Origin of the sequence: Desulfosporosinus sp. SYSU MS00001, from assembly GCF_049943955.1 — a bacterium.
Classification (GTDB): Bacteria; Bacillota; Desulfitobacteriia; order Desulfitobacteriales; family Desulfitobacteriaceae; genus Desulfosporosinus.
Genome location: NZ_JBNFTW010000002.1, coordinates 271,450 through 291,925, shown reverse-complemented (window position 1 = coordinate 291,925; position 20,476 = coordinate 271,450). Strand labels below are relative to the sequence as shown.

Annotated in this window: 20 protein-coding genes; 3 read left to right on the top strand and 17 right to left on the bottom strand. The window is 43.4% G+C overall.

Annotation, left to right across the window (positions count from 1 at the left end):
- Nucleotides 1-54: 54 nt before the first annotated feature.
- The 10 genes from ACPUYX_RS04770 to ACPUYX_RS04725 form a co-directional block, all read right to left on the bottom strand.
- The gene (locus ACPUYX_RS04770; RefSeq protein WP_426378569.1) at nucleotides 55-702 is read right to left on the bottom strand and encodes a potassium channel family protein; all 648 of its coding nucleotides are present in this window, start codon (nucleotides 700-702) and stop codon (nucleotides 55-57) included.
- A gap of 11 nt (nucleotides 703-713) precedes the next feature.
- Nucleotides 714-2,048 carry a TrkH family potassium uptake protein gene (locus tag ACPUYX_RS04765; RefSeq protein ID WP_426378568.1) on the bottom strand — a complete coding sequence of 445 codons (1,335 nt, stop codon included), beginning with the start codon at nucleotides 2,046-2,048 and terminating at the stop codon, nucleotides 714-716.
- Nucleotides 2,049-2,443: 395 nt separating this feature from the next.
- Entirely contained in the window at nucleotides 2,444-3,139 is a 696-nt protein-coding gene (locus tag ACPUYX_RS04760) for an AzlC family ABC transporter permease (protein WP_426378567.1), read from the bottom strand.
- Nucleotides 3,140-3,195: 56 nt separating this feature from the next.
- Nucleotides 3,196-4,482 carry a 3-phosphoshikimate 1-carboxyvinyltransferase gene (gene aroA, locus ACPUYX_RS04755; protein WP_426378566.1) on the bottom strand — a complete coding sequence of 429 codons (1,287 nt, stop codon included), beginning with the start codon at nucleotides 4,480-4,482 and terminating at the stop codon, nucleotides 3,196-3,198.
- 260 nt (nucleotides 4,483-4,742) lie between these two features.
- Nucleotides 4,743-5,615: a prephenate dehydrogenase gene (locus ACPUYX_RS04750; protein WP_426378900.1), complete on the bottom strand. Its 873-nt coding sequence runs from the start codon at nucleotides 5,613-5,615 to the stop codon at nucleotides 4,743-4,745.
- A 14-nt stretch (nucleotides 5,616-5,629) separates the two neighbouring features.
- Nucleotides 5,630-6,661: a 3-deoxy-7-phosphoheptulonate synthase gene (gene aroF / locus ACPUYX_RS04745; protein ID WP_088226592.1), complete on the bottom strand. Its 1,032-nt coding sequence runs from the start codon at nucleotides 6,659-6,661 to the stop codon at nucleotides 5,630-5,632.
- Nucleotides 6,662-7,094: 433 nt separating this feature from the next.
- Nucleotides 7,095-7,463 (bottom strand): chorismate mutase, encoded by a 369-nt coding sequence (gene aroH / locus ACPUYX_RS04740; RefSeq protein WP_426378565.1) that lies wholly within the window; start codon nucleotides 7,461-7,463, stop codon nucleotides 7,095-7,097.
- A gap of 13 nt (nucleotides 7,464-7,476) precedes the next feature.
- Entirely contained in the window at nucleotides 7,477-7,896 is a 420-nt protein-coding gene (locus ACPUYX_RS04735; RefSeq protein WP_170932673.1) for a HutP family protein, read from the bottom strand.
- Nucleotides 7,897-8,016: 120 nt separating this feature from the next.
- Nucleotides 8,017-8,487 (bottom strand): hypothetical protein, encoded by a 471-nt coding sequence (locus ACPUYX_RS04730; protein ID WP_426378564.1) that lies wholly within the window; start codon nucleotides 8,485-8,487, stop codon nucleotides 8,017-8,019.
- Between the two features lie 41 nt (nucleotides 8,488-8,528).
- Nucleotides 8,529-9,788 carry an NAD(P)/FAD-dependent oxidoreductase gene (locus ACPUYX_RS04725; RefSeq protein WP_426378563.1) on the bottom strand — a complete coding sequence of 420 codons (1,260 nt, stop codon included), beginning with the start codon at nucleotides 9,786-9,788 and terminating at the stop codon, nucleotides 8,529-8,531.
- 334 nt (nucleotides 9,789-10,122) lie between these two features.
- On the opposite strand from ACPUYX_RS04725, the gene ACPUYX_RS04720 reads away from it, so the two are divergent.
- Together ACPUYX_RS04720 and ACPUYX_RS04715 are read left to right on the top strand one after the other, a co-directional pair.
- Entirely contained in the window at nucleotides 10,123-10,398 is a 276-nt protein-coding gene (locus ACPUYX_RS04720; protein WP_426378562.1) for a hypothetical protein, read from the top strand.
- Between the two features lie 15 nt (nucleotides 10,399-10,413).
- Nucleotides 10,414-11,304, top strand: a complete 891-nt coding sequence (locus ACPUYX_RS04715; protein ID WP_426378561.1) for a phosphatase PAP2 family protein — start codon at nucleotides 10,414-10,416, stop codon at nucleotides 11,302-11,304.
- Here ACPUYX_RS04715 and ACPUYX_RS04710 read toward each other — a convergent pair.
- The 6 genes from ACPUYX_RS04710 to ACPUYX_RS04685 all read right to left on the bottom strand — a co-directional run bounded on the left by ACPUYX_RS04710 (nucleotide 11,263) and on the right by ACPUYX_RS04685 (nucleotide 19,012).
- Nucleotides 11,263-12,327: a 4Fe-4S binding protein gene (locus ACPUYX_RS04710; protein WP_426378560.1), complete on the bottom strand. Its 1,065-nt coding sequence runs from the start codon at nucleotides 12,325-12,327 to the stop codon at nucleotides 11,263-11,265. The genes ACPUYX_RS04715 and ACPUYX_RS04710 overlap by 42 nt on opposite strands.
- 107 nt (nucleotides 12,328-12,434) lie before the next feature.
- Nucleotides 12,435-13,154 (bottom strand): FadR/GntR family transcriptional regulator, encoded by a 720-nt coding sequence (locus tag ACPUYX_RS04705; protein WP_426378559.1) that lies wholly within the window; start codon nucleotides 13,152-13,154, stop codon nucleotides 12,435-12,437.
- A 209-nt stretch (nucleotides 13,155-13,363) separates the two neighbouring features.
- Entirely contained in the window at nucleotides 13,364-14,659 is a 1,296-nt protein-coding gene (locus ACPUYX_RS04700; RefSeq protein WP_426378558.1) for a (Fe-S)-binding protein, read from the bottom strand.
- Nucleotides 14,660-14,661: 2 nt separating this feature from the next.
- Nucleotides 14,662-16,050: an FAD-binding oxidoreductase gene (locus tag ACPUYX_RS04695; protein ID WP_426378557.1), complete on the bottom strand. Its 1,389-nt coding sequence runs from the start codon at nucleotides 16,048-16,050 to the stop codon at nucleotides 14,662-14,664.
- A gap of 251 nt (nucleotides 16,051-16,301) precedes the next feature.
- The gene (locus ACPUYX_RS04690; protein ID WP_426378556.1) at nucleotides 16,302-17,951 is read right to left on the bottom strand and encodes an L-lactate permease; all 1,650 of its coding nucleotides are present in this window, start codon (nucleotides 17,949-17,951) and stop codon (nucleotides 16,302-16,304) included.
- Nucleotides 17,952-18,547: 596 nt separating this feature from the next.
- A complete protein-coding gene (locus ACPUYX_RS04685) occupies nucleotides 18,548-19,012 on the bottom strand; it encodes a hypothetical protein (RefSeq protein WP_426378555.1) in 465 nt (154 codons plus the stop codon).
- A 165-nt stretch (nucleotides 19,013-19,177) separates the two neighbouring features.
- On the opposite strand from ACPUYX_RS04685, the gene ACPUYX_RS04680 reads away from it, so the two are divergent.
- Entirely contained in the window at nucleotides 19,178-19,690 is a 513-nt protein-coding gene (locus ACPUYX_RS04680; protein ID WP_088189530.1) for a hypothetical protein, read from the top strand.
- Here ACPUYX_RS04680 and ACPUYX_RS04675 read toward each other — a convergent pair.
- Nucleotides 19,687-20,457 carry a pseudouridine synthase gene (locus tag ACPUYX_RS04675; RefSeq protein ID WP_426378554.1) on the bottom strand — a complete coding sequence of 257 codons (771 nt, stop codon included), beginning with the start codon at nucleotides 20,455-20,457 and terminating at the stop codon, nucleotides 19,687-19,689. The two genes, ACPUYX_RS04680 and ACPUYX_RS04675, sit on opposite strands and share 4 nt — an antisense overlap.
- Between the last annotated feature and the right edge of the window lie 19 nt (nucleotides 20,458-20,476).

Below are 20,476 nucleotides of genomic sequence, written 5' to 3'. Positions count from 1 at the left end.
CCTCCTCTCCAGCCCGCCAGGGATTTTGAAACCGAATTCCAGGAAAGATCGTAACTAGTTTGGTAATTTAGTCAAGGATTTTTTATTACCCACAAAGACCAAAATATCTTTATCCTCAATAACAGCTTTTGCCCCCGGCGCAACTACAATCTGATCTTCTTTCTTTTTAATGGCCATAACGGTGATTCCATAATTTTTCCGAAGATCCAATTCCCCTAGGGTTTTATTGACAAAACTGGCTGACGCCTTAGTTTCAAATATACTATAATCCGGGGATAACTCAATAAAATCCAAAACGTTTGTTGCTATTAGATTATGCGCCAGTCGTATTCCCATGTCCCTTTCCGGATAAATCACTTTATCCGCGCCGATTCGTTCCAAAACTTTGCCGTGCTGCGTCGATTGTGCCTTTGTTACAACAATGATTCCCATCTCTTTCAACATCAGCGTGATCAGGATATTCGCTTCGAGATCATCTCCTATGGCAACAACCGCCACGTCAAAATTTCGTACACCCAAGGCACGAAGGGTTTCCTCCTCCCGAGCATCTGCCTGAACCGCATGAGTAACATTATGCATAATAAGTTGGACCGCATGCTCATTCCTGTCAATGGCTAACACATCATGACCTAAATCGCTGAGAGTTTGAGCCACACTTCTTCCAAATCGGCCTAAACCAATAACTACAAATTGTTTACGCACATCTTCTCCCCCTAGCCAATCATAATTCGTTCATCGGGATATTTAATATGACAGATCCCTTTATTACGTTTCTGAGAAAGAACGAATGCTAACGTTAACGGGCCAACTCTGCCTATAAACATCGTTAAAATAATGGCTGCTTTACCAATTTCGGAAAGGTTTGGAGTAATCCCCAGGGACAACCCCACTGTCCCAAAAGCTGAGGTTACCTCAAAAAGTAAGGTGAGTATATCGGCATGTTCTGTTAGCGAAAGAATTGAGATCATGACAAATATTAATAATGAAGCTGAAGTGGTAATAGCCCAGGCTTTCTGTATAACATCCGGCGGCAGAGATCGTTTTTTTAAAACGACTTGGGGTTCACTGCGATAAGTAGCCAAAATAGAAACCATAATTGCAACAAAGGTTGTTGTTTTAATTCCGCCTCCTGTTGACCCTGGTGAAGCACCAATAAACATTAAGACAATGATGAACAGTAACGTCGTGTGATGCATACCGGCAAGATTGATCGTATTAAAACCGGCAGTTCTAGGGGAAACCGATTGGAAGAATGAGGCTAAAATTTTACTTCCCAGAGGAAGCGGCCCCAGAGTCTCAGGGTTCGTGAATTCCAGCACGAAGATAATCACAGCTCCAACTAATATAAGAATACCCGAAACTTCCAAGACGATTTTAGTATGTAATTTGAACTTATGGGAAGGAGTTTGCAGATCGACTAAAACGAAAAAGCCCAATCCACCTAACATGATTAAAACCATAATGGTGAGATTGATAATTGGATCATTAACATAGGCTGTAAAACTGGTAAAATCCCCCATGAGATCAATTCCGGCGTTGTTAAAAGCCGAAATTGAATGAAACACCCCGAAATATAAAGCTTGTTTCCAACCAAAGTTAAAAGACCAGCGCAGAGCTAAAATTAGAGTTCCAACCGCTTCAATGATAAATGAAAATTGAATAACCGATTTCGCCAAACGCACAATGCCTTCTACAGATACCTGGTTAAAGGCCTCCTGCAAGAGTAAGCGTTCCCTGAAGGTAATTCTGCGCTTTAAGATTAAGGCAAACATAGTGGCAAAGGTCATGAAGCCCAACCCGCCGATCTGAATCAGCATGAGAATAACTAGCTGCCCAAAATGCGTAAACGTCTTTGCCGTATCCACAACGACTAATCCTGTGACACACACTGCCGAAGTAGCTGTGAAAACTGCATTGATGAACGACAGCCCATCTCCATTAGTATTCGCAATCGGTAAGGTAAGCAGCAGTGCGCCGCATAAAATGACCGTGGCGAAGCCCAATACTAATACCCGAGATGGGGTCATTAGCTTACCCAGTATCTTCACCCCATTTCTCTCATGACTTAAATGCCTCAAATTTTGTAGTTAAGCGACGGAACCTGAGGATTTTATGAATAAAATCCCATTGATATTTATCATAACGCAAATAATCCTTGATATAAACACTTGATTTTTTAAACATTTGTGTCAAAGTTGTTCTCTATCATCTCATTATTACAAAAATTTATATCAAATTGTTATTTTATTCCAAAGAATACATTAACGAAAATCCGATATTTGATGCTTCCAGTTCAGCGTATGCCATGCCCAATAGGTTATTTCACTCTATCAATCTTTGTAGACGGAGATTCCCCCAATTGCTTTTTTAAAATAAAAAGAGCAGCGACAAACCTAAACCAATCAAGTTTGCTGCTGCTCCTAGAGACCCTTTCATAAGCAGACTAATGGAAAATAAGCAATAATTTATCGCATCCCCAATAGACGACCATACCAAAAAGAATTCCAAGAAAAAGATTAGGCACTCTACGGGCAAATAGAAATGTTAAAATTCCAGCCCATAAATAGGGATTATTAAGTACAATCGTTGATCCTCCGGGAGTAACCAACTCTGGAATAACCAAAGCTGCCAGAAGAGCAATCGGAACAAGCTCAATAAAATTTCGAACAAATCCTTGAACATTCTTTCCTTTGAATAGCAGAAACGGCAGCCACTTACCGATTAGTCCGCCCAAGATTGTAAAAATAACCCAGGAGGCATAAGCACCGGAATTGATTCCCAGCATAATTCTCCGGCGCTGTTCTTCTCCTGCCACTTCCTTGAGAATTCTGGAATTCAGGACAAAGGTCTCATCCGTTAAACCCTGTGCCAGCCCCAACGACCAGGTTAAAGATCTTTCTGGGAAAAAATGCACAACCGACAGACTCATAAGCACATGACGAATATTTACAATCAAAGTGGTAAGACCTATCATCCAGGCGGTAGCACCTTGGTGGAGCATTTCAATAGCAATAAACTGCGAAGCACCGGCAAATACGAAACAGGACATCAGTCCTGCTTCCCAAACACTTATTCCAAACTGGGTTGCCAAAATCCCAAACGTCACAGCTACAGGAGCGTAGCCAATAGCAATACTCAAAGACTGACGCTAGCCAAAGGCAAACCCTTGATCGCTATCCTGACGCGGTACAGAATTCATAGAATAACCTTCTTAATAACTTCCAAAAAGTTAGGGAATGAGACATCTGCCGCAGTCATGTTTTCCACGCTGACTCCTTTTTGAGAAAGCATACCGGCCACAGCCCAAGCCATAGCTAGGCGATGATCGCCAAAACTGCTCACTTCTCCGCCTCGCAGCATTCTTTGGCCATGGATTCTCATTCCGTCAGGCAATTCCTCTATCTTGGCGCCTAAAGCATTCAAGCCTTCAGCAACTCGTGCTATACGGTCAGTTTCTTTGACCCTTAATTCGGATGCATCCCGAATGACTGTCTCTCCTTCCGCCAGGCTTGCGGCTAAGGCTAAAATTGGAATTTCATCAATCAGGCGTGGAATCAGATCTCCCCCAAGCTCAATTCCTTTCAAATGTGCTGGCCGAACTCGTAAGGTCGCTCTTGGTTCACCACATATTTCCGAACTCTCCAAAAGTTCAATGTCTGCTCCCATAGCTTTCAAGGCATCAATAATTCCGGTTCGAGTTGGGTTTATTCCGACTTCCGGAAGAAGGAGCTCACCCTTTTCAGCCAAACTTCCTAAAACAAGAAAAAAAGCTGCGGAGGATATATCTCCCGGAACGGAAACCTCCTGGCCCGTTAATCTTCCGCCGCCCTGAAGTTTCACCAGGTTACCGGCACTGTGAACTTCAACTCCAAAGCCCTTGAGCATTCGTTCGGTATGATCCCGTGATCGAGAGGGCTCTTGAACACTTGTCTCTCCCTTTGCTCTTAAGCCTGCTAAAAGCAGAGCAGATTTGACCTGGGCCGAAGCAACCTCCGTCTGAAATGACTTCCCCTGCAGTTGACCGCCTTGCATCGTTATTGGTGCCAAATTGCCGTCGCTTCGTCCCAAAATACGAGCGCCCATTTGCTTTAGAGGCTCTGTAACACGCCGCATAGGACGTGAGCGCAGAGAATCGTCACCAGTCAAGGTAATAGAAAAGGGACTCCCTGCCAACACGCCCAACATGAGCCTGAACGTCGTCCCAGAATTACCCGCATCTAAAATAGTTGTTGGTTCTCGCCACTCGTCCATACCCTGACCATGAAGCCAAACTTCAGTTCCCTGTCTTTCCCAAGCTACACCTAGTTCTCTTAAACATCTTAGGGTGCTTAAACAATCTTGACCCAGTAAGAAATTTGTAACATGAGTTTCCCCCAAGGCCATTCCGCCTAAAAGCGCTGCCCGATGAGAGATGGATTTATCTCCGGGGACTCGAATTTCTCCCTTAACACCGGTGATCGGCTTAACAAAAACGCCTCCCATTGGAATTCCCCTTTCCATGTATCTATATCATAGAAATAATATTTCATTGACGTTAAGAATTATAATTATACCTATTTATCCAATCATAAGACTCCTACTTCAAGGAGAGTGGTTCCCCTACCTTACTTCGGGGGGTAGTGTCCATCCCTTCAGCGGGATAGAATTTGTTATGGGCTAAGCGCTTTCAGCGAAGGTGTCCACAGGACACTTTCGTCACCGAATCCCCGAGGTTCAGCTTTAGCTGAACGAGTTCACTTGAATCAAAGAGCTGATCGAATCGTATGGGCAACCCGAAAGACGTCAGCTATTTTCTCCCCATCTCCTTGCTCCAGATATTCCCGGAATTCTTTAAGCCTCTTTTCCCAAAGGGTTAGACCCTCAAGAATCGTCTCGGAATTTCTAACCATGATTTCCTTCCACATCTCAGGGGAGCTGTCTGCTACACGTGTCATATCCCGAAAACTTCGTCCTGCTAAAGATAACAGCGATTCACCGTCAAGGGAAGCATCTTTAGCCGCTAAAGACAGTGTAACTGCTAAAATATGAGGAATATGACTCACCATAGCAACTTCACGGTCGTGATCCAAAGGTTGTCTGAATTCTACCCTAGCCCCAAATTCCTGAACAAGTTGAACCATTTTGTCCACAACGATTGCCGGGCAATCTGCTGAAGGAGTCAAAACGTAAGGATAGCCGCGGAAAAGATCTTGATTGGCCGCTTCAAACCCGGACTGTTCAGAGCCCGTCATAGGGTGACCACCGACATAATAAACGTCAGATCCCCTTAAACCTTCTTGATATTTTTGACAAACCTCAGACTTAATACTCCCCACATCTGTGACAATAGCTCCTTGAGGAAGTTTTAGGGCGAAGTGATTAAAGCCTCTAACTAATTCTTTAAGCGGAAGGGCTAAAACAACAAGATCAACATCCAGATGCTCCGGTACTTCTGCCCAGCCTTCTTGGATCCAGCCTCGTCGAATCGCTTCAATAATACTTGACGTTTCAGGATCAACGGCAACGACCTGCCAGCCGAGCTGGTGTAACGCACCGGCCCAGGAACCGCCGATTAGTCCTAAACCAAAGATGCAGGCCTTCGGAATCCGAAGGCCTGACCATCCTGGTGTCAACATGACTGCGGCAGGATTCAACACAAGCTCACATCCCCTAGGGAACGGCCAAGGGCTTTGCTTAATCCGATGAGATCATCCATCATCAGTTTAAACGTTTCCGGGGTTAACGACTGCTTCCCATCAGATACTGCCTTCTCCGGCTGAGGGTGAACTTCAACAATCAGTCCATCAGCTCCGGCGGCCAAGGCTGCTTTTGCCATCGGATGAACCAATTGCCAGCGCCCCGTTCCATGGCTGGGGTCAACGATAACCGGTAAGTGAGATAGAGAATGCAATGCCGGGACCATCGTCAAATCAAGAGTATTACGAGTATACGTTTCAAAGGTGCGAATTCCGCGCTCACAGAACATGACTTGGTAATTGCCGCCATCCATAATATACTCTGCCGCCATCATCCACTCTTCTAGGGTAGCTGAAGGGCCTCGTTTCAAAAGAACAGGTTTTCCGCATTTGGCAACTTCTTTAAGCAGGTTGAAATTTTGCATATTCCGGGCACCAATTTGCAGAATATCGGAGTAATGGGCGATCAGAGAAACGTCTCGGGCATCGATAACCTCCGTCACGACCAGAAGTCCTGTTTCTTCCCGGGCATCTGCTAAATAGCGCAGCCCTTCTTCTTCCAGCCCCTGGAAGGAGTAAGGAGATGTTCGCGGCTTGAACGCTCCACCGCGCAAAAAGGTCGCCCCAGCTGCGCGAACAGCATGAGCCGTTTCTATGATCTGCTCTCTGCTTTCAACAGCACAGGGTCCAGCCATCATATGAACTTGACGGCCACCAATTTCATGGTCACCAATGCGGATAATACTATCTGTGGGATGAAACTCGCGGCTGACCAATTTATAGGGCGCTAAAATAGGCACTACTTTCTCGACCCAAGGCAAAGCTTCTAAGTCAAGGGCCTTAAGTCGAGTGCGATCTCCAACCGCACCCATTATTGTCTTCTCGACTCCTTCAGAAAGATGGATTTTAAAGCCCTCTTCCGTCAATCTTGTGGATACTTCTTCGACCTGCTCAGGTGTGGCACCTTTTTTCAAAACAATAATCATTTCAGACCTACCCCTTTCAACCATACTACTCTTTTACTTGGTTTATTCACTTGCTACCATCCTGCTTAACCATTGTTTTCAACCTAAATGTTCGCAATCTCTCGGAAACGTTCTTATCCAACCTCCTCTAACACAGGCAGCTGCCAAGCTGCTGCACTTATGCTTAAAAAATATATCGCATAGCGGCATGGGAGGCTGATGATAGTTACAAAAAAACACCCCAAATAAAGAGGGTGCTTTTACTCCAATTATAACTGCGCCCATCCTACTATCCTACGATCCTTTATTTGTCCTCTAAGGATTCCCCATTAAAAAAATGCCATCCTACTTAAGCTTTGCCTAACAAAGCCAATTCATTCACCGCTAGGGTAATAAATTGAAATTATCTTACCACAAAAGGGGCTGTCCCTACAACCCCTTAAGAAAAATCAGATTATTCAATCGTTTCCAAAAGATCCTTGCGTAAACTTGCAGCTTCTCTGAGAAAAATATGCCGAATTTCCTTTTGCGTACAGGATGTATTGACATGAAGCAAGACCCGAATGCAGCGGGACAGAGAACCAGGCACTGGTATTTCGGTGGCACAAAGTAAAGGAACTAGCTGCCAGCCGATCTCCCTGGCGCTGGATGCGGGAAAATCTGCATTTAAGTCTGACGTCACGGTAAAAATTGCACTAACCAGATCTTCCGTGCTCAACTTATTTTCTTTAAGAATCATCTGCAAGAGTTCCTTTGTTGCCTCTCGAATCTCTCCTGCATCGTTGTTCATAACGGTGGTTGCACCACGTATTCCACGTACCATATCTGTTCCTCCTTTAATCCTTGGGAGCAACGCGATGCCCCAGCCCTACAGCTACTTCGTCTAAATGAAGAAGCCCGATGCCAAAGAAGACAGCAACACTCAAATGGTCGTCTTGACGTGCAATTCCGATTTTGCCACCAATATTTAAACCCATAGCTTTATTCATAATTTGGCTTAAGGCCTCACGTGTGGCACCTGCTACGGCACCTTCGTCTCCATGAGTTTCGTGAATAGCCCCTTCGCGTTTAGCCGCAACGATAGCTCGTTCTACAATCTTACGTACTGAATTAATATACTCGCCGCCATAATCAACAGCAGCAGTTTTAACACCCTGTCTCTGATAGTGTTCCTTGAGGTGAGTTTCCTCGTCTCTGCTCTCTGTCATGGCCATTTTTAAAGCGGCAAGGGCGATTTTCTTACTTTGTGCCATCATTCCGTCCTTCCTTTCCTAACATGTCCTCAATAACTCCTACCATTCTGCCCTCCTTCTCTTCAAGGCAAGTTCCATCGTCTAATGATTGCATTATAGTCCACCGGTTCAGGATTTGCAATATTATGGGCTAACCTGGAAGGTCTGAACAGAACCTGGTAAGACAATCACTTGCGTCTGGTGCGGCTCTTTTAATCCGCCATCGTTCTTGATAATCTGAACTCGTATTATCTGGGATAAGCCCGTGCCATCCAGCTGAATTTGGCCCCTTTGAGCAAGCACCTTCTGTTCTCCCTTCATCAGAGTTGCTATTTCTTTGCCATTTTGCAAGACGCGGATGGGTGCTGCTGGGATTGACGTTAAGGTTAATTGCCATAATTTTGTTGACTCATTGGCAGCAAGAGAAGGTAAATCCAAAGGAGGAGACTCTACTTTCGAGGCAACAGATATGTAGAATTGCAGGGGATCACGAGCAACACTTAACTGCATAACAACAAGCATTACGGAGGCTAAGACCATGACCCGGATGATTCGCCGTTCTCCATTTTGAACACTGCTCCAAAGCTGTTCCATCATTGAAACTTTTCTACGCACAAACACCACCTCAGAAAAAGTTTATGCGTCAAGTATCTTTATCAGACCAGAGAACAGACTTCCTCACCAGCGGCACGTCCGGCGCGAAAACCCATGGCGAAAGCAGCCTGCAAATTATAACCGCCGGTTATTCCATCAACATCCACCACTTCTCCTGCCCAGTACAGTCCCTCGATTCGTTTGGAGGCCATGGTTTTAGGATTAATTTCTTTAACATCGACCCCTCCGGCCGTGACAATTGCGGTCTCAAGAGAGAGCGTATCGGTTACGGTGAGAGTCAGCTCTTGCAGTAAAGCAAGCAACGTTTTTCGTTCTTCACGATTGATTTGATGGACAACTCGTTCAGGATTAATTCCGCTTAACTTAATTATCACCGGGATCAAGCTTTGGGGCAGAAGGTCTTCAAGTGCATTTTTAAATTGTTTATTGCTATACTTTTGAAAATCTCTTTGCAGGCGCAGATCAAGTTGTTCCCTGGTCAAAGCCGGTTTTAAATTAATCCGCAGCTGAACAGTCTCTCCCTTACGTCTTTCTTCGCCTGCTTGCCGGCTTAAGGTTAGGATAATGGGGCCGGATACTCCGAAATGAGTGAAGAGCATTTCCCCAAACTCTGTAACTTTTTTCTTTCCGCCGATCCACAAAGAAGCTTCAACATTCCTTAGAGACAGCCCTTGCAATTCCTTGACCCAGGTCTCAGCCGTTTTGAGTGGGACTAAAGCCGGTCGCGGGGTAATCACATGATGCCCCAGCTTACGGGCAAAGCGAAAGCCATCACCTGTTGATCCCGTTGCCGGATAGGAAGCTCCTCCTGTACAGACAAGCACAGCCTGGGCTAAAAACCGCTTTTGACCCGTTCCTTGGACACCGATAACACGGTTATTCTCAATCAGAATATCCTCGATGGTAATCCCGGTAAGAATTGTAACTCCCATTTCAGTCAAATACGCAGCAAAAGCCTTGTTGACACTTTCTGCATCATCAGAAACCGGAAAAACACGCCCTCCGCGTTCAACTTTAGTCTCAACTCCATAGTGAGCAAGAAAATGCCGTACGGCTACATTATCGAAGTCCCGGAGAATTCCATGCAAAAACCGCCCATTGCCCGGATAGTTACGAATAAAATCCGAGACATTTTCTTCATTGGTAATATTACAGCGCCCTTTACCCGAAATGGCAATTTTTCTGCCCAAGCGTTCTTTTTTCTCAAGCAAAAGAACCTTTGCGCCGCTTTTCGCGGCTTGCCCGGCTGCCATCATGCCGGCAGCGCCTCCGCCAATGACAATTACCTGATAGTCCTTCATCCTAATTTCCTTTCATCTCATCGTGTGACTCCCACTTCAAGTGGGAGCCTCACAATGTTCAGCTTTAGCTGAACAAGTTCACTTATCTTTAGATTATCTGTATCTCTTGATCCGTTTATTTAGTTTAACATATACTCTAATAAGTACGTTTTTCTTTCCTGACTTAATAAAAGGTCTGAGTTTTGCCCTTAAAACCTGACTGTGCTAAAATTATCCCTACTTAAACTATTTACATAAAAGGTCTTCTTTATAAACAATTCAGGAAAACCTTTTGCACTTCACTGAGCAGGCCCTAAAAATTGAACAAAACTAAATATTTTAGGAGGAATGTTTCATGAGTCTTGACAACCGCACCGCTATTTTAGCCCGAATTTCTGCTTCAGTTGCCTGTAATGCCCTTGCTTCTCTTCGTGTAGCGATTATGGAAGCTTTGGAAATGGGTATCAATAAGGCAGACATTACCGAGGCAATAAACTTAGCCTTAGAAATTCAGCAGCAACCCATTAACCATGTAACTCATCTTGCCGAACAGCTTTTGCGCGAACCCCTGAAAAAGTCCCACGAACACGATGCCCATTGCGATTGCGGATGCGGCGGTCATCATGTGTAAGCAGGAACACAAGGTATGGTAAGCTTTTATCAAGCGATTCAATCCATTCATACTCCGCTGATTGATTATTTCTTTATTCTGCTTAGCTTTTTAGGCAGTGAGCCAAGTTATATTTTTCTAATGACCGTCATTTATTGGAATATTGATAAGCGTTTTGGTTTTAGACTGGCTACCTTATTCTTGACGTCTATGGCTTTGAACGGATTTTTCAAGGATATATTTAATGCCCCTCGTCCCATTGGGCAACCCGGTATTCGCTCTCTCTATCTTTCTTCGGCAGCAGGCAGTTCTTTTCCAAGCGGTCACAGCCAAGGAGCGGCAACCTTTTACCCCTATGTTTGGAATCGTTGGCGATCCCGTAAGATCTGGCTGGGAATTAGTGTTTTTATGATCCTCGGTATTGGTTTTTCCCGCCTTTATCTCGGCGTGCACTGGCCTCAAGATGTCTTAGGGGGCTATTTGCTGGGGGGGATGGTCGTTTTCGGGTTTCAAAAGATCGATGAGCGCTTGTTAAAACTTCAAATGTCCCTTGGTTTAAAACTCTTCCTTTCCTTCTTAGTCCCCTTGTTATTTCTCTTGCTGTATCATACCCAGCAGGGACTGCAAATGATTGGTTTTGTTACCGGTTTCACCTGCGGACATTTTTTAGAGGATGTTTATCTCGACTACCGTGAACGTACCCTCCTGGTCCCCTCAATCTTCAAAACTCTCCTTGGCCTTTGTGTTTTAGGACTCTGGGTCTGGCTCTGGCATTGGCTTACCCGCATTTATCCTTGGATCTATCTTCCCGTCCTTTCCGTCGGCGGCTTATGGACGTCCTTTGGGGCTCCCTGTCTCTTTCGCTATTTTAAATGGGAAACCCCTTTAAAGGAAGAAAGAACTTCGTCCCTTGGGATCACTCGTTGAACAGACCAGACATAACTCCGTATTGTCAAAAATACGTTTTCCACACTGTTTGCAATACAAAGGACTGCCTTCATGAATCAGTACCTTACCCGTTAAAAACCGATAATTTAGCATTTTACTAGAATAAGACAAAGCCTCAATGCGGCAGACATCCAGACAACGATTACAATGGACGCATTTCTGAGGCTCAAGGATAAGCCGCTGGGATAATATTTTATCTTCCAGAGGCGACTCCTTGGCCGCTGGGTCAGGATCCCATTCCTCTGTTTTTTGGAGAGCACCCTGGGGACAAATCGAGGCGCAAACCCCGCAATTCGTGCACAACCTGGAAACTGACAAAACTCTAAAAGGTATCTTTTCATCTTCGTCTTTTTCCAGAGCTTGCAGCAAACCCTGTCGGCTCTTAGGAATTAGATAGGTCTGATCGGCCGTTAAGTTCGGCAACCAATGTTCAACCTGTTTCATGCTTTTTTGGCGCCAATTATCCAAGGAAAGGCTCCGTTTAAACGATTTAGGAGCTTCTATACCCTTAGAGTCTCTGCCATCGTCCGGTCGTACTTGGATATGAACCGGAGGATGATCCGGCCAGGACGAATGCACTTGCTTAAAGGCTTGAACGCTGACAGTACAGGCAGAACGATCCTCGCAAGCTGAACATACTCCTGTAACCAGAGTTACAGGTTTTTTCTTCGCCCAAAGAATTAAGGTCACCCAGCCATCTATATCAAACATACCTAAACAAGGAATCTCAAAACCTCCGGGAAGAGCCTTTGGACAATTCAAACGGATTTCATTGGTCTCTTCAAGATATTCGTAGAGCTTATCAATCTGAGTATCAACAAAACCATCACTTGGACAAACGGCCATACAGGCCCCACATTCGGAACATTTCTGGGCATCAAGCTGGCGGTATTCAGAAATAGCCTGGTAGGGGCATACCTCAATACATAATCGGCAGGTATTCGTATAAGCTTTTTTAGTATTAAGACAATTTCCGTTGTGATAAACTACTTGGCAAGTCATATTCAGGCCTCACTGTTCTATACTTTTTCATTCCAAGCAACGGTCTGTTCTAAAACGCTTTGAAGTAAAAGAGGCGGGAAACACATCGTCTAGTGTTTCCGCCTCTTTTATTTGTACTTACGAAGCAAATCCTTTGCCAATTCATTCTCCACACCAACTAAGTGATCCAGCATCAATTTTTGGGCTTGTTCAATATCGTGCAATCGTATCGCTTCGTAAATGGCAAAATGTTCGTCATACAATCTCTGGGGCTTATTTTTATCAGATGCAAGTATATCACGACTGGTTTTCAAAGTTATGCGCATGGTATCTGAAATCGTGTTCATAAGACGAATCAAGATCTTATTGTGGGTAGCTTTAGCGATGGAATAATGAAAATGGTGATCGGCTTCTTCTCCGGTTCGTTCTAATTGAAGATCAGTTCGCATAAGTTCCAGATATTTGTGCATCTCGGCGATCTCATCCTCTTCTGCTCTCTCCGCTGCTAATCCGGCAGCTTGCACCTCAAGAACCTTCCGAGCCTCATAGAGTTCTAAATCAGAATCTTTTTCAATGAACAGCATCCAGGCTAAAGGAGCTACTACCGAATCAACGTTAACCTGTCTGATATACATTCCTTCTCCGGAACGAACCTCGATAAGGCCCATTAGTTCCAGGGCACTTACAGCTTCACGGATGGAGGATCGACTAACTTTAAATCGTTCAACCAACTCACGTTCTGATGGTAAACGGTCTCCGGGTTTCAGATGGCCATCGATGACAAGTTGACTGATTTGATCTACAATCTGTTCATAAATTTTTTGGGTCTTTATGGGTTTTAAAATCACCCTATTCACTCCTTGTTAACACGTTCTCCTCCAATAGCTAGCAATTCACAATTCTACATGAATATTCTATCATACTTTTTAGTTTAGCATGAGTATAGGGGAAAATCCAATATTTTCTATAATAAAAGAGGAAACACTAGTTGATTAGTGTTTCCATTTAGTTTATCGTCCTCAAAATAACATCCTATAGATTTGGTTTGAGGTTAGAATTACTTCGATCCTTTTTTACCGGCACGATAGGATTCCGCCAGAATTTGAATCGTATGCATAACTTGTTCCTGAATACCCGCATTTTCGACACCGCTCTGCAGCTGTAAGCGACAAGCAGGGCAACCGGTAGCTACAGTATTCGTTTGAGTTTGAGAAATATCGGCAATTTTTCGATCCGAAATCTTAACGGAAAGATCCGGGTGAACCAAACTAAACGATCCAGCCATACCGCAGCAACGGCCAGGCTCTTTCATTTCAATCAATTCCACTCCAGGGATACTTTTGAGAATCTCTCGAGGTTCTTTATTAATACCTTGTCCACGATTTAAATGGCAAGGATCATGATAAGTCACCTTACGGTCAACGCGACCCAAGCCTTCTTTCTTAAAGGGTACTTTGTGGATCAGGAACTCCGAAATGTCATAGGATTTTTCCGACCACTTCTTGGCCAGACTGCTGAATTCCGGGTCATTCTCCAAAAGCTCCATAAAGACATGTTTCCAAGCTGTTCCTCCTGAAGAACAAGCAACAACTAAAGCATCTGCGCCCAATCGTTCAAACGCTCGTAAGTTTCGTCGTGCAAGTGCACGGGCTGACACAGTGTCTCCATTTACTGATGCTGGTATCCCACAACAACCTTGTCCTCTAGGAATAACAACTTCAATATCATTTTCTGCCAAAACTTCAACGACAGCTTTACCGATATCCGTGTAAAAATAGTTGATCATACATCCTGTAAAGAAGGCAACCCTCATTTTGGGATTTTTAACCTTGACAACTTCAGGCAGCTCAGATCGTAAAGGACGTTTAGCAAGCATCGGGAATACTTTTTCTGTTCCTATGCCAATGTCAAAACGCATCCGAGCAAGGCGATCACTTTTGTGAGGTAAATGCTTCAAAGCGACCCCTTGAAAAACGCTGCCTGTTTTCATGCCAAAATCAAAAAGGCGCTGCATCTTCAGGGCTGTAAAGGCGATCTTTTTAACAGGATGCAGACCCTTTTTACGAACCGCTTCTGCTCTAGCCGCTAAAATAATTTTATCAAAACGAACTCCACATGGACAATTTTGGTTACAAGCCATGCACGTGGTACAAAGAGAAAAACGCTCAGCCATGCCTTCAGTCATTTCTGCCTCGCCTGAGAGAATAAATTCTGCCAGGCTTATTTTCCCTCGTGCAACTCCAACTTCTTGGCGCGTTTCCTTATAAATTGGGCAAACGGCCTGACAGTTGCCACATTTCATACATTTATGGAGTTCCTCGTTAATCGAATCCAAAGAATCATATACGGACACGATTAATCCCTCCTTACAATTTTGCCAGGGTTCAACATATAGTTGGGATCCAAGGCTTCTTTGATCGCCTTCAAGGCTTCTACTCCCGCTTCACCAAATTCCAAACTTAAGAAGTCCATTTTGGCAACTCCGATTCCATGCTCTCCCGAAAGGGTACCACCCAGAGCAATAGCCCCATGGAAAATTTCGTCGACGGCGAGATGAACCCGCTTCATTTCGTCCTCATCACGTACATCCGTTAAAATCGTTGGGTGCAGGTTTCCATCTCCTGCGTGCCCAAAGGTTGCTATTTGAAGGTTATACTTTTCAGCAACTTTACGGACTATTTTAAGCATTTCAGGAATCTTACTCCGCGGAACAGTAGCGTCCTCAAGAACGGTCGTCGGGCGTTTCTGTGCCAAAGCAGGAAGGGCACTGCGGCGTGCAAGCCAGAGAAGATCACGTTCCTGATCGTTTTTAGCCACTTTAACTTCGACGGCGCCTTCTTCTTTTAATATACGCTCCACTAATACGGACTCACGTTCCACAACTTCTTTGTAACCATCCACCTCACATAAGAGTACTGCTTCAGCATTCAGAGGGAGTCCGGCATGAACGAAATGCTCTACAGTTTGAATGGTCACATTATCCATGATTTCCAGGGTCGCTGGAATGACCTTATTACGAATAATTGCCGCTATGGCATTGCCAGCCTTATCAAGGTTATCAAAAACACCTAAAACACTTTTTCTCGTCTCAGGAGCCGGGATCAATTTGACGATCATTTCTGTAATAATTCCCAAAGTTCCCTCAGCACCTGTGAAAAGAGCCACTAAATCATAGCCCGTAACATTCTTGACAGTTTTTCCGCCCCAGCGAATGACCTTGCCATTGGCCAGAACAATCGTTAACCCCATTATATAATGCTTAGTAACACCATATTTCAGACCTCGTAATCCTCCGGAACATTCAGACACTGACCCGCCCATAGTAGCTGTAGTGACGGTTCCTGGATCAGGGGGATAAATCAGGCCATGTTTGGCTGCTTCGTCATTTAAGGTCTGAATAATAACACCCGGTTGAACAGTAGCAGTTAAATTATCCTGATCAAATTCAAGAATCTTATTCAGGTTGAGCATTGAAAGAACAATGCCCCCCTGGATGGGAACAGTTCCCCCACTAAGATTGGTTCCTGACCCCCGGGGGTAAATCGGGACTTGATGACGCTGGGCAATTTTCACGACCTCTGCGACCTGTTCGGTAGATATGGGCGAAACTACAACATCCGGCTTTTGATGTTTCAAAGCCGCAGTTGCATCGTAGGCATAGGTCAGTAAATCTTCCTGTTCTGTAAGAACATTTTCACGACCGAGCACTTGTATAAGTTCTTCCACAACTTCACGAGCTAACATTATTTTGTTTCCCCCTTTTTAATGTCTGATTGTCAGACCACACAAAAGCAAAATAAAAAACAATCTTCATATCTTTGATATATATAATAATAATCTAACTGTATTGAAATTTCAATATGAGAATTTTAGATAAATGAATTGACAAATTTATATAATTAACAATTTACTTGCCAACTTACTTTACGCTGGCATGAAAAAGTGGGAAAGGGTTAAACTACCCCTTCCCACGTTCCATTTTAAATGATTAACCCTTAGTGTAAGATCGGCATCATACCAGGCACGAAGTAGGCCTGAATATAAGTCATACACATGATAAGAACCAACATAAACAAGGAATGCTTAATTGTGAAGCGGAAGAGATCTGACTCTCGGCCAACTAAGTCTGTAGCTGCAGCAGCAACAGCGATGGATTGAGGAGAGATCATTTTTCCTACGACACCACCAGAGCTGTTGGCAGCAACGGTGAGGATAGGGTTGATTCCCACTTGAGTAGCGGTAACACGCTGCAATTGTCCGAAGAGAGCATTTGCCGATGTATCGGATCCAGTTAAGAATACGCCGAGCCATCCTAAGATAGGAGCGAAGAATGGGAACGCGTGTCCAGTAAGGGAGAAGAATAAGCCAAGGGTGTAAGAAAGTCCGGAATAGTTAGCTATATAAGCGAATCCAAGTACTGAACCAATGGTGATAATCGGATAGATGAGACTCTTTACAGTAGATCCAGCAACCTTACCGGCTCGAGCAGGGCTGATTTTGAGAATAATCATAGTGATGATAGAAGCGAATAGAATGACTGTTCCAGTTGCTAGGAAGAAATCCCACTTATAATTAGCGGCATAAATGGTAGGCTTATTAACAATTGGTGCAGCTTTATAAACTAAGCCATCGAGACCAGGCCAATGAGGAATCATGATAAACCATTTAAGCTGTTTGGTAACATAATCTTTGAAAGGATTAGAACCCCAGATTCCTACCATAACTGTAAGAACGATGAATGGAGACCAAGCCTTTAAAACCTGACCACCGGTATATTTTTGATGTTGCTCGATCTTGACGTTCTTTTCGTTCGGGAAGCGCCAAATATTCTTGGGTTTCCAGAATTTCAGCAAGATAGCCGTACAAATCAGAGAGAAGATCGAGGCAATAATATCAGGAAGCAAAGCTCCGAGATAGTTTGAGGACCACCATTGCGCAACGGCAAAGGTAATACCGGAAACGGCAATTCCGGGGAGAACTTCTTTAGCGCCTTTCCAACCGGCCATTAAAATGATCAGATACAAGGGAACAAACACGGAGAGAAATGGTAATTGACGTCCGATTGCGGCTGCAATAATATCTTGATTAATTCCCGAAGAAGCAGCAGCAGCAACAATTGGAGAACCGATTCCTCCGAAAGCTACCGGTGCAGTATTAGCAACTAAGCAAATACCTGCAGCATAAAGTGGTTCAAAACCTAATCCCACCAAGATGGAAGCGGTAATAGCTACTGGAGTACCAAATCCTGCAGCCCCCTCGAGGAAGGCACCAAAGGAAAATGCAATCAGAAGGGCTTGAAGTCGACGGTCATCAGATAAAGAGGCAATTGAACTTTTAATAATATCAAACTGACCTGCTTCAACTGTCAAGTTATATAGAAAAACTGCGGCTACAATAATCCAGGCGATCGGGAACCATCCATTGATTACTCCGAGTATACTTGCTGAAATAGCAAGGCCAACTGGCATTTTGTAAACGAGAATAACATCAATAATCGTAAATAAGAGCGTAGTAGTACCTGCAATATGCCCTTTCATTCGTTTAATAGCAAGAGCCCAAAACAGATAAAAAATAGGCAGAGAAACAGCAAGCGCGGTTAATGGAATGCTATTTCCAAGGGCAGCGTAATTCTGTGTCCATGGCATTTGTTTAATTCCACCTTTCATTTAATTATGTCTAGAGCGTTTCCAATTTAGAATTAACTTATACTACGTTCACCCTCCTTCTCTTCTAAGATTATAGGAAATGGCTGATTGTTTGACTGTCAGACCATTAACCTGCTTAATATACTACCTCTAAAGAATGAAAATTTCAATATGCTATTAAATTCTTTGTTTCACTTATTATCAAACTTTAATAATTTTGGGGCCCAATTCCGAATTTTTAGAACAAAAAATAAAAGCAAAGAGTGATTCGAATCTTACTTTAGAAAAATATTCTATTTTTAGTAGATTTAATTATATTGTTTAATTTACAGAGCTGTATGTGAATATTAAACTAGATTTAGTTATATTTATTCAAAACTATTTCAATATTCAAAACTCTGTTTCACAAACAATATGTAGATTAGAAAAAATGTACTGTCTCTCACCTCCCCTTAAGAATAATATAATATTGAAAAAATTACAATATGTTAGGATCTTTGTGAATAAATTATTTAGTAAGTTATTTAATTATTTTTAATTTTTCATATTGTTGCAAAATTTTATAATTTAAATTAATACGTTAAATCTAATGATCTCTAGCGCAAGTACTTTTGTTCTATAGCCTTAAGTTCCTGTTGAAAAGATTGACTTAAACGGAATAACAATCGCTCCATGTCCAGGCGATGTAATGAAATACTTTCCGGACTCAGAAATTCAATCTTACGGAATTCCGGTTTAATTAATAGTGGCAATAAATCATCGAGATTTTCCACCCTAAGAGTAAGAATAATAGGCGCCAATGCCGACTCTTGGGTTCTTCGTCCCGAACCTTCTGTAACTGTGTAGACATCTAGACTCAAATCAACATCCTCTATCATAATTCCCTGAAGTGGGACATTTCGCAAAACAGCAACCTGCTGTTCCCTCGTTGCTTCAGCTACTTGTTCTTTACTTTTACTTCCGAAAAAGAAACGTCCGCTGTGTGCTTCTCCACGAAAATCCAAACGAATCCTCACCCGGACATGTTCCGTTAAAAGTTCCTCTCCGATCCGTATTTTCATCTCTGATCTCTCCGTTCTATATAAACCTACAATTTTTTTATTGTTTAAGCAAAATATTCTCCATAGGGATTATTTTCTCCTGCCTAATTTGCTATATGCTCACACTTTGTGGACATACTAACCTTATTATAAGGAAAAGGAAATGCTGTCAAAGGAGATTAGAATATGCGAAAAACTGTGGTTGCAATATTTAAAGGCCCACAACAGACAAAAGAAGCAATTGAAGAGATCCAAGGAGAATCCTTAGCCAATAGTAAAATTTCTGTTGTTGTTCTCAGCGATTATCTGCATCAAGGGGAATTCAAAGAAGAAATTGCTAATGAGCTGGCCTACTATCCGAGCGAAATTAATCTTGACAAATTTAACGCTTGGCTTGTTCAAGCTCCCCCTTTTAACGTTCCCAATCTTGGCGAGGTGGCAGCAGCCGGACCTATAGCCAACCTGTTGATGCATCAACCCCAGGGACGTGGATTGACAGAAGCCCTCTTAGTCTATGGTATTTCTGCGGAACGGGCTCGTCATTATGAGCACGAAGTCAGAACCGGACATTGGCTTGTCCTTATTACAACCAATCATGAAAAACAAAATTCAGTCGCCAATGCGTTAGGAGCTTTTGGAGGAAAAGACATCGAAAAATGGAATACTTCCATAGATCATCCTCTTTATCCTATTGGTTAAGACAGTCCAACTAATAAGCGAAGCTTTTTTACTTCCTCAATGGTTAAAGATCGATAGTTTCCTGCTGAAAAACGTTGTCCATCTAAGGTTAAAGGCCCATAAGCTATGCGCTCTAATTGAACAACGGGATAACCGACAAATTTAAACATTCTCCGCACCTGCCTGTTTTTCCCTTCATGAATCGTCACTTCCAGGACTTCAAGCAAATGTTGTTTATGACCGCTCCTGCTGATAACTTTAGCCGGAGCGGTTTTGCCATCTTCAAGTTCAACCCCTTTTCTTAGCTGTTCCAGAGCTTCCAGTTCTACCGGGCCTTTAACCCAAACCCTATAAGTTTTATTCACCCCGTAGGAAGGATGCATTAAGCGATGGGCTAGTTCTCCATCGTTTGTCATAATCAGCAAACCCGATGTATCATAATCTAACCGACCCACCGGATACACTCTAACTGGGACATTTTTCATTAAATCTACAACAGTTGGTCTTCCCCGAGGATCTTGAGCGCTCGAAATTACTCCTACCGGTTTATTCAGCAAATAATAATGCAGTTCCTCAGCCTTTTTAACGGGAACTCCATCCACAATAATCTCATCTTCGGCACGGACCTTAGTTCCTAATACAGATACCGTAGAACCATTGACTTTCACTCGTCCTTCTTGAATTAATTTTTCAACTTGGCGGCGGGAGGCGACTCCAGCTTGAGCCAACACTTTCTGCAGCCGTTCGCCGGATTCCGGGCTTTTTTCATGTTTGTATTTAACCTCCATGAAACTTCTCATTCCTTTT